At 29.3% G+C, this 12,081-nt stretch carries 11 protein-coding genes and 1 pseudogene; all 12 read right to left on the bottom strand.

Features of this window, described 5'->3' with window-relative positions:
- Nucleotides 1-4 precede the first annotated feature (4 nt).
- Entirely contained in the window at nt 5-337 is a 333-nt protein-coding gene (locus BX611_RS11535) for a hypothetical protein (protein WP_147296419.1), read from the bottom strand.
- Between the two features lie 11 nt (nt 338-348).
- Nucleotides 349-867: a hypothetical protein gene (locus BX611_RS11530; protein WP_147296418.1), complete on the bottom strand. Its 519-nt coding sequence runs from the start codon at nt 865-867 to the stop codon at nt 349-351.
- 70 nt (nt 868-937) lie between these two features.
- Complete coding sequence (locus BX611_RS11525; RefSeq protein WP_115881360.1) at nt 938-1,177, bottom strand: hypothetical protein; 240 nt, start codon at nt 1,175-1,177, stop codon at nt 938-940.
- Nucleotides 1,178-1,211: 34 nt separating this feature from the next.
- Nucleotides 1,212-2,000 (bottom strand): DNA adenine methylase, encoded by a 789-nt coding sequence (locus tag BX611_RS11520; protein WP_115881358.1) that lies wholly within the window; start codon nt 1,998-2,000, stop codon nt 1,212-1,214.
- A gap of 30 nt (nt 2,001-2,030) precedes the next feature.
- Nucleotides 2,031-2,498 (bottom strand): JAB domain-containing protein, encoded by a 468-nt coding sequence (locus BX611_RS11515; protein ID WP_115881356.1) that lies wholly within the window; start codon nt 2,496-2,498, stop codon nt 2,031-2,033.
- A 76-nt stretch (nt 2,499-2,574) separates the two neighbouring features.
- Nucleotides 2,575-3,756, bottom strand: a complete 1,182-nt coding sequence (locus tag BX611_RS11510; RefSeq protein WP_115881354.1) for a type IV secretory system conjugative DNA transfer family protein — start codon at nt 3,754-3,756, stop codon at nt 2,575-2,577.
- Between the two features lie 2 nt (nt 3,757-3,758).
- A complete protein-coding gene (locus tag BX611_RS15305) occupies nt 3,759-3,830 on the bottom strand; it encodes a sortase B protein-sorting domain-containing protein (RefSeq protein WP_115881945.1) in 72 nt (23 codons plus the stop codon).
- Nucleotides 3,831-3,846: 16 nt separating this feature from the next.
- Nucleotides 3,847-4,758 (bottom strand): DUF5655 domain-containing protein, encoded by a 912-nt coding sequence (locus tag BX611_RS11500; RefSeq protein WP_115881352.1) that lies wholly within the window; start codon nt 4,756-4,758, stop codon nt 3,847-3,849.
- A gap of 34 nt (nt 4,759-4,792) precedes the next feature.
- Complete coding sequence (locus BX611_RS11495) at nt 4,793-6,268, bottom strand: DUF2779 domain-containing protein (protein WP_115881350.1); 1,476 nt, start codon at nt 6,266-6,268, stop codon at nt 4,793-4,795.
- A gap of 9 nt (nt 6,269-6,277) precedes the next feature.
- Nucleotides 6,278-8,554: an AAA family ATPase gene (locus BX611_RS11490; protein WP_115881348.1), complete on the bottom strand. Its 2,277-nt coding sequence runs from the start codon at nt 8,552-8,554 to the stop codon at nt 6,278-6,280.
- Nucleotides 8,555-8,606: 52 nt separating this feature from the next.
- Nucleotides 8,607-11,621 carry a type III restriction-modification system endonuclease gene (locus BX611_RS11485; RefSeq protein WP_240324995.1) on the bottom strand — a complete coding sequence of 1,005 codons (3,015 nt, stop codon included), beginning with the start codon at nt 11,619-11,621 and terminating at the stop codon, nt 8,607-8,609.
- Between the two features lie 2 nt (nt 11,622-11,623).
- Nucleotides 11,624-12,081: pseudogene (locus tag BX611_RS15070) on the bottom strand (site-specific DNA-methyltransferase); the annotation flags it as partial.

The raw sequence follows: 12,081 nt of genomic DNA, 5'->3' as shown, positions 1-12,081 counted from the left end.
AGTACTATTTCTTAGTTGCTTTACTCACTTCTTTTATAGAAGGAAGAGCTTGTTTTTTTGACTGAGATGTTAAACTCCATTTTTCAGTTACATAGGAAATGATATACATTTCATCACCTACAACTTCTAAGAGTTCTTCGTTTTCCATTTCTACCAAATTGAATTCTTTAGGAATGCTTCCGTTGAATTTTTTTGAAATGATTTCGATCAATTCTTTTCGATTAAGATATTTGGTCAAATCATTTCCAAAATCTTTAATTGTTCTCACTTCCCCGTTGGCACGTTTCCGCAGTACCATTGAAAAGTATTTCATTAATGAATTTTCATTATTTTCCATAATTTTAAGTTTTAATGAATTTTCCAAAGAGACATTATTTTTAAATCATCTTCTTTGAAATTTTCTCGCGTTAATATTCTCTGTAATTCTAATTCAGCATCTTCTTTGGTATCAAAAAAGAAGCTTGGTTTTGTTGTGACTGCGTACTTATCTTCATCATTAACATCAGAAGTAAAAATGGCAAATACTCGTTTTGATTTTCCTCGTTTTAAAAGGAGTGAATAATAATTACTTTTATCATATTCATCCCATTCATTAACTGGCTTATCAGCTAAATAATAGTTTTCCATTTGTATTTCTTTGAAAAAACTAGAAACTTCTTCTTGACTCATTGTTGGTGTAGATGTAATACTTTCTTCTAATTTGAAAATATAATATTCAAGTAATGAAACATCATTTCCTATCAGATCTAAAAGTTCCTTGTCATTTAAGTTTTCAATCTTAAATTCTTCCAATCCATCGAGATAGAGGTATTCAAGAATTTCAATAAGTTGATTTCGTGAGAAAAAGTTTTCAAAGAAAGGATTCAATTCTTTAATATTCTGTTTTTTAAAAATTTCTAAAAATGACTTCAGAAAGAACAGATGTATTTTTAAATCTTTAATTTTCATAATCTTCAGTATTTATATTATCGTCTTCTAATGCTTCACAATGATTAACTATCGTTGCGAGTAAATGGTCATAATCTCCACTCTTAGCTTCTTTAAGCACGGTGTCGATTTCTTCTTGTGTCCAGCCTTCACGTTTAGCTTGTCTTTTAAAGACTCCCATAATAGCAAAGGCATTTCCATTAACCCCAACCAAGTCGAGATTAACCGTTTTGTTGATTACTTTTTTCATCTATATTTAATTTTAAAATTAATAATTCAATTTTCTAAATAGGATAGTTGGCAGTGAGCACTTCAACTTTATTAATTCGCTTTGTTCCTTTTTCTGCTTTTCTTGCAGTTAGTGGTTTTTCAAAACTTTTTGTGTACCATCCAAATTCTTTTATATATAGATTCAATAGATCGGTTGGGTAAGAGCTGAGCAAAAATTTTCCTTTTATTTGAGTTAGAGTTTTCAAAAGCTTGATATAGTCTTCACGAGTATATCCGTCATAGTGCCCTTGATTCATTTCAATATATGGTGGGTCAACATAATGGAAAGCATCCTCCGTGTCTCGGCTTTGAATTACCTTACAAGCATCGTTATGTTCAATCTGAGCATTCTCTAATCGTTCAAAAATTTCTTTATCAAAAGCGATTTTTTTATTCTGAAATGCCTTCACTCGTTTACCATATTTATCATACCCCCAAGAACCAATCCGACACGAAAATCCCATATTAGTTGCCACATAGAATGCCCACGCTTGTTGAAGTTTATTAAACAAATGCGGAATTCTATAAATGGTATTTGCAACGGTATAACTTAACCTAGAAAATGGTGTTGCTTCAATTTTATTTTTGAGATTATCAAAGTCAGTTTTAACCACTTCGTAAAAGTTAACAACCATTGCATTGGCGTCATTTATGATTTCAGATTGCACAGCTTCTTTAGCAAAGAAAACGGCTCCCCCTCCAAAAAAGGCTTCAGTATATATATTGTGTTTTGGTATAAGCGGTAGAATATGTTGAAGCATATTAAGTTTTCCTCCGTAGTAGGAGATAGGGGTTTTAGGCATAAATAAAATTTGAGTTATTGAATGGATAAATTAGAGTTCTCCTTCATTTACAAAAGAAGTGTAGGATTCGGAAGTGATAATGATATGATCTAAAACAGTTACTTCCATTATTTTTGCAATCTCTAATAATCGTTGCGTTTGCTTTTTATCACTTTCAGAAATAGTTAATTTTCCTGAAGGATGATTGTGAGCAAGAATAATTGCAGTTGCATTTGTTTTAAGAATTAGTTGAAAAATTTCTTTGATATTTATCATTACTCCTTTAGTGGTTCCAACCGCTACTTCCGATATTCCTAAAACACGGTTGCTATTTGTTAAGAGCACTACAAGAAAAAATTCTTTTAAATCAATTTTATTAGTATCTAAAAAATCTCTAATAATTTTTTGAGCATCTTCAGCATTCGAAATTAATTTTGTGGAATTATACAAAGGGCGTTTAAATAGGATTTCAATTTCATAGGGAATGAAATGTTGAACATCAAGTGTTTGTGTTTTCATAAGTATTAAATTTAAGGTTCATCTATTGCTAGTATGAGCCTTATAAAAAAATGGAGGAAGAGCAAGAAAATTGTTTTTATTTTCTTGCTTGATGTGGGAGCACAGTTGTTCCAGAGAAAGCAGGAGATGGTTTCCCATCAATCATTAATTTTAAATAGATATCGTAGTTGGATAAATTAACAAAGTCTGAAGATTCAAATATTGGTGAAAATTCCTTTTCCATAAAACGAGCATCGGATTGACCTAATCTAAAGCAGACAATAGTTCCAACATTTCCTAATACAGCATCTCGGATTTTTACTTCTAGTTGAGAAATGTATTGATGAGCCATTATAATTCCTATCTTAAATTTTCGAAGCTCTGAAAGCATTTCAATCATTGAAAGGTTGGTATAGTTTTGAAATTCATCTAAATACACAAAAAAATATTCACGTTTATTTTCAGGAGTATCAATTCTACTGAAAGCAGATGAAGATAATGATGTTAGTAGGAGAGAACCTAGAATGTATGATGCATCAGCTCCAATACTTCCCTTTGATAAATTTACAAGAAGTATTTGTTTTTTATCCATAATAGAGCGAATAGAAATCTGTTGTTTATTCTCAATAAGAATTCTTTTAACTGAAGGATAGGCTAACATTCCACCGAGCTTATTGTATATAGGAACTAAATCTGTTTTCCCATAATTTTTAAACTCTTTTAGCCAAAAGTTTTTTATGTCTGGGTTTACAATATTAGGTAGACATTCATTTCTGAAACTTGGGTCGTGCAAAATTTTTATTACATCTGAAAAACTTGTTGATGGCTGATCTAACAAGGTTAAAAGTGTGTTTCTCAATATATGAGAAAGCTTCACTCCCCAGCCTTGATTTCCCCACAAACGTTGAAAAACCTCTAAAATATTAGAGGCTACTAAGGCTCTTTTTTCATAAGAAACTTTACGAAGAGGATTGTATCCTAATTGAAGACTTGGATTTGTCGCATCCAAATAAATAACATCTTTTTGTCTGTAATTTGGAATTTGTTGAATAATGGAAAAAATTAAATCTCCATGAACATCAATCAAACAAATTCCATTTCCAAATGAAATATCCTGTTCTATTTTTGTTTTAAGAAGATTAGTCTTTCCTGTTCCAGTTTTTCCAAGAATGTAAAAGTGATGAAGTCTATCTCTTAATTTTATTCCAAATAACGTATGTGTAGTTCTAAAGTTTGATTTAGCAAAATAACATATTGGGTTGTAACAATAATCGCACATAGCTACATTGTTACGTTCCTTTTTTTAATTAAAAAGGCGAAGGAAATTGTAAATAGTATTTTAAAATAAAAAATAAACTATTAGTAAGGTTTATTTTTTATTTACTCTATATGATTGTTTTACTAAGCTCATTATGTATTCAAAATCTTCATCAGAATCTATTTGTAATTCATAATCTCCATTTCCCCAATGCCCAATTTTTGAAACATCGCGCATTAATTTTTTAGAATCTTCAAGTTTACCCATAGACATATTTAACCAAATTTTTAAATTTTTTCTTTGAGGATAAATATCGATAATATTCTTACCTGAAGAAAAAGCTATGTACTTCTTTTTAGGTTTAATTTCTATCCCTTCAAAATCTAAAATAGCGTTTCTAAATTTTGAATACAATTCTTTTATTTCTTGAGAAACATTTTCTAGATGTTCTTCTTCTGTATAAACTTTTATTTCTTTTGAAACCTTTGTTAATGTTTGGCTTGATTTTGAAATAGTTTTTATGCTTTCTTGAACTCCTGATTTTTGAATTTGATTGTATGAGACAGATTCATTTTCATATCGTTTTACCTCCCACAACTCAATTGGTAGATCTTTAAAATTTATTGCTTCTCTTTGATAATGTGTGAAAGATGGAGAAATGAATACAACTCTTGATTGAGACCAATCAACATCATTTCTCTTTAAAGAAGTATTGTTATTTTCATTATATTCTAAAATAAAATCCGCTTTATTATTTAACATTAAAGAAAGGTACGCATACCCTTGATCGATAACACTGAAACTTCGATCTCTTTTATATTCGATTATTACAAACGCATTAGCTTCCCTGTCGAAAGCAAGAGTGTCAATTCGAAAATTGTTTAGAGAAAATTCAGACTCTATAAAATCTAAATCAAAAATAATTTTTAAATTATCTTCAGTTAATTTTTGAATTTCACTTTCTAATCTAAAAGGTTTTTCTTTTATATATTCTAAGTTTTTACTTATTTTAAATAGTGACATATCTTTATTTTAAACACATTATATTATTTTACAATTATAAAATTGATTTTAAAGCTTTATATATTTCAACCATAGCGAGAGTATCTAATTCACAATAATCTAAGAGGTTTTTACGAACAATTTCTTTATTCTCTATAAAGTTCTCATCTAAAACCATTCTCCCCCACGTATCCAATGCCATTGTTCCATTTTTTACTTCAAGTTCGTTATATGAGAATTTTGGAACTATAATTGGTAGAACTTTTTTAATTGATGTGGAGCCGTGAAATTTATAATCAACATAGTCGATTTTAAATATATCTTCAAGGTCGAACATATTGTTGTTCATATAAGATAAATATCCTTCGTACTTAGGAAGTATTTCAACCATATCCTTGTTACGGCTCATTTCAAAACTAGCGTGCCAAGAGATAAAGGTGCCTGTCTTCCCTGTTGAAGATTCCATAAACTCATTAAGTTTATTTGGTAACTCTAGTTTATTAGCTAAAAATTCAAAGTGCTGTATTGAGTCATCTTTTTGCATCGTGTGAATAGATACCTGAAATGGAATATGTTGATGTGGTCTAACACCATTAATTCTTGGCACTGCACTTGCATAGGTCTCATAATCGATAAAATGAAGTGGGAATTTTAAAGCAGATAGCTTATTCTCAATTTCCTTGTGGTCAATTACAGGTTGGTTTTGTCTAACAGATTCAACTTGCAGTTGTTGCTTCTCGTTAAGTTTATAATCACTTGGAATATCTGTAATAGCTAATACATCTAAGTCAATTAATTCAACCAATTTTTTGGTTGAAATACGACCAATTTCAAAAATGCTATATTCAGGAATATCAGGATTAAGATCCTTAAAACTGTCACAATGATTTGATCGTGTTATTTCTCTACAAGTACAGGTGTTTAAACTGACAGATTTTCTATTAATGTAATTAATAGCACTGTTGATCTGATTAACAACGCATGAATATATATCATTTATTTGTTCAGTTACATCTTCAATTTCTAATAATTCATTAGGATTTATTTCTCCTTGTCTTATGTATTCTTTATTGAGATGAATAATAGAAACTTGAGATACCTTATAACCACTTTCTAACATAGCGTGCTTTTGAAAACATGCATCTTTAAGGTGATTATGTTTTCTATCCTTTTTTATGCTGGTTGATGATTTTACTTCATAAATATGCCAAGTATCGTCCTCTTTTTTTTCTAAAATATCTATACGTGCAAAAACACCTTTTTCGGTTAAAAAAGTAGCTTGAAAAAATTTAGTATTCCCTTTTTCTATTTCTTGTTTAGTGAGTTCAGGAGAACCAAAATCTGGCAGATTAATAGCATTAGGAAAAAGTTCTTGTGCATATTCTTCAACTTCATAACCTTCTTTAATCAATTTCTCTAAAAACAACGAAAATTCACCTTTAGGAAAATCTTCAGGTTTGTTTTTTAACAGCCATAATGATTTAGAGCAATTAAGATATTGAATATAGTCGGTTTTGGTTAATTGGTACATAAGATTAATCTAACAAGCTTTTTTACAATAATCAATTTGCCCTTTATACTTCTCTTCAATATGAGAAATAATTACTTCACATATTTCTGTATAGTTTTCATCAGTTATTGGTGATTGTTCACTTCTCCAACCTCCATGAGATAAATCCTGAATCAAAGTGTAAGTCTTATTTGATTCATCAAAATTTACTTTTATATACTCTTTAATATTAGGCTTCTCTATGTTGAATTTCTCAAATTTAGTTAAGGTTTCTATTATATGTCTTATTGAATTTGCCGTTGTGTGAGTTGGTAATTCATTTTTCCTTGCTATTCCATAAAGATCTTGCAAGTGTAATACATAAGGAACTGTAAGGGTGTTAGAATACTTTTTCAAATACCCTTTAGATAATACTTTTTTTGAATCAATCAAGTTGTTTGAGCTTAAAATCCTCATAAATTCGTTATTATGGGTTAAGATCATAAACCTCTCTGTTTGTAAATCATCAATAACTGTTTTTAAATTTCTAACAACTCCGCAAACAGTATAGACATGCGAAAAGTCCATGCTTGAAATAGGATCATCTATAATAAAAAATAGTCTATCATAATCTTCTTGATTTTTTACTTTTAAGTATGTTTCACCAATATAAAATGCAAAGGCTAAAATACTTTTCTCTCCAGCACTCAAAATATCTTTGGCCTGTTTTTCTTCCAATAAATTCTGTTTAAAAGAAAGTCTAAATGTATCTTCGTCAAGAGAGTATTTAGTGGAAAAAAAAGAATTTAATACAATTTGAACTGTTTTAGCAACTTTCTTCTTTTTACTAATTTTTACTCCTTCTTTTTTCTTTAATATGCTATCTGTTAATCTCTTATATTCTAACCTAAATGCAATCAACTTATGAATTGATTCTTTATTTTTTTTTGCTAAATCATCTACACTTCTTCTACATAAATCTTTTCTAATATTTTTACTCTCTACATTTATGTTGTTTTTCTTTATGTTTAGTGTTCTTACAAGTTTTTTGTTTTCATTATTTATCTCTTTTGCCTTTTTTAATAAATCTGAAATTTTAATTAGAATTTGGTCTGAAAGACCAACTCTTAAGGCAATATTTTTTTCTTTCTCAGAAATTTTTTCAATTATAATTTTTAAGAATTCTACAATTTCAGTCATATTAAATTCTCCTAATTCAATCGAAGCCAATGAAGGAATGTATTCGTTTTTATATTTATTAAACAAATTTATTCTTTTTAAGTTTTTTAATTCCAAGCCTTGCAATTGCTTAATTATTTCATTAATTGAATTGGAATAACCACTTAGAAGTTTAAGTGTTTTTGACTCAACATCATTAAAATACTTTGTGTATTTATCAATTAGGAATAAAGCATCGTCTTCGAGTTTTTGCTCACAAAAAGGACAATTACTACCTTCTTTATTTAAAAGAGAAATTCCTGTTTCAACGAATGACTGTTTATTTTTAATTTTAGTTTTTAATGATTCTGCAATTGTATTCAGTGTAAACTTTTCTATACATTGTTCTTGAATATCTTTTAAAAAACCTAGTTTTAGTTCAGGAAATATTATTTCATCGATATCTTCGAGGTTTTCAGGAATTGATTTTACTTTATTATAATCTGAAATTAATTCATCATATGTTTTTGTAATTCCATAGTTCTTATCAACTTGATTTAAAATATTATCAAAATTTAAGAGTTGATACTCATTTAATCTTTTAATATTTTGTATCCCGTCAATTTTTTTTGAAACAAAAGAGTTAATATCATTTTCTATTGTTTTTTTTAATTCAAAACCTTGCTTTTCAGTTCGTTTTAATTCAGCTTCATCATCTGATAAATCAATATTCAACTTTCCCAAAATATAGCCTTCTATATTTCCATCTTTATCATAATGACTCTCTCTTAAATTTTCTTCTATATAATCTTCATTGAAGACATGAAACAAGTAATTTGTGTCTGGAATATTTGGTATTTTTTTTCTGTTCAATTCAATATTAAAATCTTCAGTAACTTCTCCTTGTTTATTTATTATTTTAAAATCAAATTCAGCTTTGTTCTCTCCAAGAGAGATAAGTTTATCTGTCGGGCTATTTCCTTTTTCATCTAGCTCTAACTCTTTATTTTTTTCAGTAAGCCTAAAAGCTCTACTTATAAAGGTTTTACCACTTCCATTACTAGCAAAAACACCAATCTTCAATGAATTGGTATCTAATACACCATTCAAATTTTTTAATGGAGCAATATTTTTACATTTAATTTCTATTCTAATTTTTTCTCTTATCATTTTATCATTATCTAAACAAAAAATACTATTGTTTAAAAAGGGCTTTTGAAATTTATTTACCAGTTACTATATCAACAAAACTTTCATAACTGTTTGCAACTTCTAACTTAATATTATCTCCAAGAGCTTCAAAATGTTTTTTACCACACTCTATTTTCCCTTTTTCAGTTGGACGTAAAAACTCCCAAGACAAGGTTCCTTTGGTTTCAATTATAAAATATAACTTACTTGATATACCATCATCCCAAAGTACAGCCCAGTCAGGGTTGTATGTTCCTAGAGGCGTGTCTATTTTGAACCATGAAGGTAATTTTGCATATACTTTTACTTCTTCACTTAATTCAAAGTCTTTTGTAATATCTTTTTCAATAGCAGAATCATAAATAACATGGTCAAATGGACTCTTTGTAGATTCTTCTAAGTTTTGTTTCAAATACCCAACTAGTTCATCTTCTTCAAATAATTCTTGTTTATAGTAATCCCCTTCACCAATCTTTTGATATGAAATACCATCTACAATAAAGTGGCGCATTTCAGTTTTTATTAATCTGATTGATTCATCAATGAATCGTTGAGGATTATTTTTAAAAGCATCTAAACGACCACTTTTAACTAAAATATCTACAATCGTTTTCCTAGTTAAGTTAGTTTCATTTTGAAGATAACTAACAATATCCGGCAAATTTATATATTTAGAATCTACCAATGATGTTGAAATAGAGCTTTCTTTAGCTTCAATACCCCCTTTAGTAATTTCTGTTCTTGCCTTTTTAAAGATAAATTTTCCTCGACCAGCCACTAAGTTGTCTCTAATAGATTCTGCACACTTTTCTATGAGCTTGTCTGTATCAAATTTAACAGAATAAGTAGTTTTATATTTTACCTTATCCCAAAGTGATTTAAAATCTTCACTTAAAAATACTTGTTTATTAATCTTAATATGTTTTCTTTCTTCTGCATTTTTAACATTAAGATTTCCTGCTATTTTCTTAAGTGTTTTAATTATAGGGTTTTTTAAATACTCATATGTTTCTGGCACTTCAACATCATTATTTTTTAAGTCTGTTTTAAGACTATCTTGAACTTTCCCCTTAAGGTCTACATATCCTTTTTCCAACATGTAATCAAAAAGCTTCCCTGAGTTCTCTTCTCCAAAGTATTTTTTATCCTCCTCATCAAAACCTGTAACCAAGTTTGCGAATGTATGAGCTTCTAAAATTCCGAATCTAATACCAGTATCCTTTTCAATTTCCTTCTGGAGTTCAGATACAAAGTCCTCATACGATTCATTAGCCATTACTGTAAGTGTATTCACTTCAAATCCACGAACACGAACTCCTTCTTGATTAACAGCTAAACGTAACCCACGACCTATTTCTTGTCGTTTTTTCATCTCAGAGCTTGTTTCATTTAGGGTACATATTTGAAACACGTTTGGATTGTCCCATCCTTCTTTTAATGCCGAGTGCGAAAAGATAAAACGAAGTTTAGAGTCAAAACTTAATAAACGTTCTTTATCTTTCATGATGAGGTTGTAAGCATCATCATCCGCATTTGTTGTTCCGCTAGAATCTTTAAAATACTCGTATTTGTCCTTTTTGTTACTCTTTTTGCTCTTCTTATCGATTGAAAAATACCCATTGTGTATATCACTAATATCACTATCCATATCTTTAATACCTTCAAAAAGTGTTTTGTATTTTGGATGCTTAATAAGATTTAAATACTCTTCTTCAAACATTTGAGCATATTTACCATTTGTTGCATTTCCATCTCCATCATATACACGATAATTGGAAACCTTATCCAAGAAGAACAGGCTTAAAACTTTAATATTTTTAGGATTTAGAAATAGCTCCTTATTCAAGTGCTCTTCAATAGTTTTACTAATTTGTTTGCGTTTTATCAAGCCATCATCTACAGAACCAATAATTTGCCCTAATGTAAGATAGTCGGCTTTACTTGTAAAATCGATATATTCATTACCTGGTTCTGCGCTAATATCTTTCACTATATAACCTTCATAAACTTCTCGTCTAGTAACATCTTCATATAGATCTACACCTTGTTTCACCCATTTTTTTTCACGAGTTAATTTTCCATTTTTAAATGAATCTACTTCAACATAAGCTCGTAATCCATTCTTATTATCAACCTTTAAAAATTTAATGTACGCTTGATTATGAACATTTTCAACTTCAATAGAAGCTACCTCTATTTGTTTAACTAATTTTTGTTCGTAAGCATCTACAGAATCTAATTTGTACATTAAATTATGTTTGTCTTTATGTGTTGCAGAATAACGAAAAGTACAAAGAGGATTTAATGAGTTAATTGCTTCTTTTGCTTTTGGTGTCGTATCTACTGATTGTGGCTCATCGATAATGACAATAGGATTTGTAGAATTTATATAATCAATAGGTTTGTAACCACTTAATTTATCATTGGTACGGTGAATGATGTTTGCTGTTGTCTCTTTACTAGGATCGGTAAAGCTTTTACGAAAAGCATCAATGTTAATCACCATGATTTGAATATAATCATTAGTAGCAAAGCTTCTTACTTGTTCTAATTTACTAGAGTCATAGGTAAAGAAGTCGTAATTAACATTATCATAAATACCTTTAAAATGGTCTTTAGTAATATCTAAAGATTTATTTGTTCCCTCTTTGATAGCAATAGAAGGCACTACTATAATAAACTTTGTAAAGCCAAATTTTTGATTCATCTCAAAAATTGAACGAAGGTACACATAAGTCTTTCCAGTTCCTGTTTCCATTTCTATCGAAAAATCTTTTGAAGCAAGTGTTTTGGTTTGTTTTAAACCATTGCGCAATTGAATTTTTCGCACATTTTCTAACAACTCTTCATCTATTAAGGAAAGCTTATTACCAACACCTAAATCTGTATTAAACATTGAAGCTTGTCCGTCACTGTTTTGTAATGGCGCAACTGTAAAATTAGTTCTGCATATTTCTTGACCTTCAAAAATATCCACTATGGCTTTGATAGCTTCTTGTTGATACTCCAGATTTCCTTCAAATTTTAGTTTCATTTCTTTTGCCATAATTAAATACTTCTTACTTCTTCTATATTATGTTGCTTTAGTTTTTGCATCACGTTCGTTTTTTGAGCACTGTCCTTAAATCCGTTGTCCTTAAAGACAACTCGACATATTTCTGGATTAAGTTTGTTTTTTAGTTCGGCAATACCTTCTGCAACAGCTACTGTAATATCATCTGCTAGACACACAAGTAATGCTCCAGCACCAACGTTAAATACCTTTGCACCAGCAACTTCATGCTCAGTGATTGGTAATGTTAGGTCTAGACCGTATTTAATTAGAATTTCAAACAACAAATCGTTTTCTGTTCGTCCTTCTTTAATGTTTTCTACAGCATCTAATAGATTTTGTTCTAAATTCTCTACTTCTGGAGACCACGCCTTAATGTTTGAACTATCGAGTTTAAATACCTTAAAGCCTAAGTCTAAATCTTTGGCTTTGTCTGGGTGTTCTTCTTTAATTT

Source organism: Lutibacter oceani, from assembly GCF_003384935.1.
Classification (GTDB): Bacteria; Bacteroidota; Bacteroidia; order Flavobacteriales; family Flavobacteriaceae; genus Lutibacter; species Lutibacter oceani.
This window is presented reverse-complemented; position numbering and strand designations above follow the sequence as displayed.

What these genes read in the sequence shown, in the direction of transcription:
- BX611_RS11495 (WP_115881350.1), bottom strand. Translation starts at nt 6,268, where the DNA reads ATGTACCAATTAACCAAAACCGACTATATTCAATATCTTAATTGCTCT.
- BX611_RS11520 (WP_115881358.1), bottom strand. Translation starts at nt 2,000, where the DNA reads ATGCCTAAAACCCCTATCTCCTACTACGGAGGAAAACTTAATATGCTT.
- BX611_RS11525 (WP_115881360.1), bottom strand. Translation starts at nt 1,177, where the DNA reads ATGAAAAAAGTAATCAACAAAACGGTTAATCTCGACTTGGTTGGGGTT.
- BX611_RS11485 (WP_240324995.1), bottom strand. Translation starts at nt 11,621, where the DNA reads ATGGCAAAAGAAATGAAACTAAAATTTGAAGGAAATCTGGAGTATCAA.
- BX611_RS11535 (WP_147296419.1), bottom strand. Translation starts at nt 337, where the DNA reads ATGGAAAATAATGAAAATTCATTAATGAAATACTTTTCAATGGTACTG.
- BX611_RS11500 (WP_115881352.1), bottom strand. Translation starts at nt 4,758, where the DNA reads ATGTCACTATTTAAAATAAGTAAAAACTTAGAATATATAAAAGAAAAA.
- BX611_RS11510 (WP_115881354.1), bottom strand. Translation starts at nt 3,756, where the DNA reads ATGTGCGATTATTGTTACAACCCAATATGTTATTTTGCTAAATCAAAC.
- BX611_RS11515 (WP_115881356.1), bottom strand. Translation starts at nt 2,498, where the DNA reads ATGAAAACACAAACACTTGATGTTCAACATTTCATTCCCTATGAAATT.
- BX611_RS11490 (WP_115881348.1), bottom strand. Translation starts at nt 8,554, where the DNA reads ATGATAAGAGAAAAAATTAGAATAGAAATTAAATGTAAAAATATTGCT.